This window comes from uncultured Campylobacter sp., assembly GCF_937997535.1.
Taxonomy (GTDB): domain Bacteria; phylum Campylobacterota; class Campylobacteria; order Campylobacterales; family Campylobacteraceae; genus Campylobacter_B.
In genome coordinates, this window is record NZ_CALKTT010000107.1 from 1 (window position 1) to 1,983 (window position 1,983).

The following is a 1,983-nucleotide window of genomic DNA, read 5'->3' on the forward strand; positions in this document are numbered from 1 at the left end:
CAAGGGCGAGAGGGTCGACGATGAAAAATTCCAAGATAGAAACGGCAAGTCCGATATAAAACTTCTTAGTGTTTTGAAGTTTGTTAGATAATTCTTCATTCATTTTATTGACAGCCGCGATCGTAAAATCTATAAGAGTATCCGAAGCGTTCGTCATATATTCATCCAGCTTATCCACATAAGGAGCCGTTAGCTCCTTAATTACTTCAAGCAGCCACGGATCTCTTCCTACCCAATTCGGATCATATAGATTTAAAAAATATGACAACGAATCTCTATTCTTATAAAGATTTAGGAGATAGTCGCTTCCTAGATATGAGCCTATCGCGCCGAATAGTGTAACCAAAGCTATTGCTTTAGTTTTGCCCATACCCTTATTAGGCATAATCAGCGAGGCAAACATATAGCCGCCTATATTCGCTCCGGTTTCTTCTAGCATGTATTCTTTGAGGATACTTCTTGCTTCTTCTCTATTTCCTGCACTAAGTGCTTGATCTGCTCTTTGCATAGTCATATCAAAGCCTATTAGTCCGCCCATAATCCCTAGTCTATTTAGCTCTTTCGTGATGAACGGTAGCTTATCGCGACCAAAAGCCTTAGTTAGCTCTTTGACTTTTTCTGAATATGGAATTTTATCATTTGTGACTATGCCATTGATATAATTTTTAACTAGCGTATTTTTATTTTCTTTGAATATCGCCTCGAAATTTGTGTTTTTGCGTGCTTTATCGAAATCATCTTGCGTTAGTTCGGATATTTCTTTGCCTGCTATTTTTGCTACGGCGTTTTGATCACTGATGATATAATTCAGTTTTTCTCTATCGGTAGCACAAGAATTTAGCTTAGAAACTAATTCCGCTTTATCCATACCGTTGATTTTAGTGATATTTTCATTTTTGAGAAGCTCGGGAAGTTCGGTTTGATAAAATACCCTACCAGTGCTGGCATTGTTTCCCACTAAAGCTACTATTTCTCCGCCTTTGGTAGTTTTTACAAAATTTTTAGAGATTATATCCCAAGCACCCATTTTTCTAGGCTTACCATCAACCGGGTCTTCGCCGCCGATAAATTTACCGACAGGGGAGTTATAGTCATTAAAATTTGGCTTAGTTTCTCCGGTAATTTTTTTCCAAGCTCCTATAAAATCTTTATTACTTTCCAAGTTACTCACAAATTTATACGCTTCTGTGTTATTAAGCATTCTTAGTTTCGAGTCCTTGGCAAGATTACTTACTGTTTCTCTATCCATTCCAGAATATAAAACCGTCTTTTGGCCGCTAGTCTCCACGCTTAAATTTTCTATTATTCTTGTTAGTTCAGCCTTTGTTGCAGGCAACTTGCCCTCTACTATTTTTCTTAGTTCAGCATTTGCTTGTTCTACCGTATAACCCATATTTCATCCTTTACTTTAAATTTTTGATACGAAAGTTACTTGAATATTTTCTTTAGGGACAGAGCTTGTTATAACCTCTCCTCCTTTAAACTCATTTAAAATCTCTTTTAAAATATCTACAATCTCTTGCTTTGGTATATTCCCGATATCGCTTCTTATAGATTCTAGTTCATATATTATTCTAAATGGATTATCTGTATCTTTTTTACCAGTATTTTCGTTGTTTATATCTCTTAAATCGATCTCTATATCTTTACCTCTATAATGCAAAAGCCATATATATTCACCGCTAAATTCCATATCTCTAGGATCTCCGATAGTGATCACGCGCACAGGAAAAAGCCAAATGCCTCTTTCTCTATCTATGCACCAGTCTCTTGAATTTAAGTTTGCCCAATCAAGCTCGCCCTGATAATATTTTTCGCATATCTCATTGCTCGGTTTTAGTAAGTCGTATTTCTCGATATCCTCTTTTGAAATACGCTCTGTAACAAACGCCATTCTCTCCTCCTTAAGAAATTTTTAATAATCTTAGATTTTACGATATGTTTATATTCGCCTATGCGCTCATAAATATATAGTAGGAAGTA

General features: G+C 36.0%; 2 protein-coding genes. Both read right to left on the reverse strand.

Going from position 1 to position 1,983, the window contains the following annotated elements; genetic code table 11:
* On the reverse strand, window positions 1-1,393 hold a 1,393-nt coding region (locus tag Q0117_RS10370; protein ID WP_297926716.1), incomplete at its 3' end, for a hypothetical protein.
* Between the two features lie 15 nt (window positions 1,394-1,408).
* On the reverse strand, window positions 1,409-1,894 hold the full coding sequence (locus tag Q0117_RS10375; RefSeq protein ID WP_297926719.1) for a hypothetical protein: 486 nt from the start codon (window positions 1,892-1,894) through the stop codon (window positions 1,409-1,411).
* Window positions 1,895-1,983: the final 89 nt, after the last annotated feature.

Coding starts and splice junctions, on each gene's coding strand:
- Q0117_RS10375 (WP_297926719.1), bottom strand. CDS start 1,894: ATGGCGTTTGTTACAGAGCGTATTTCAAAAGAGGATATCGAGAAATAC.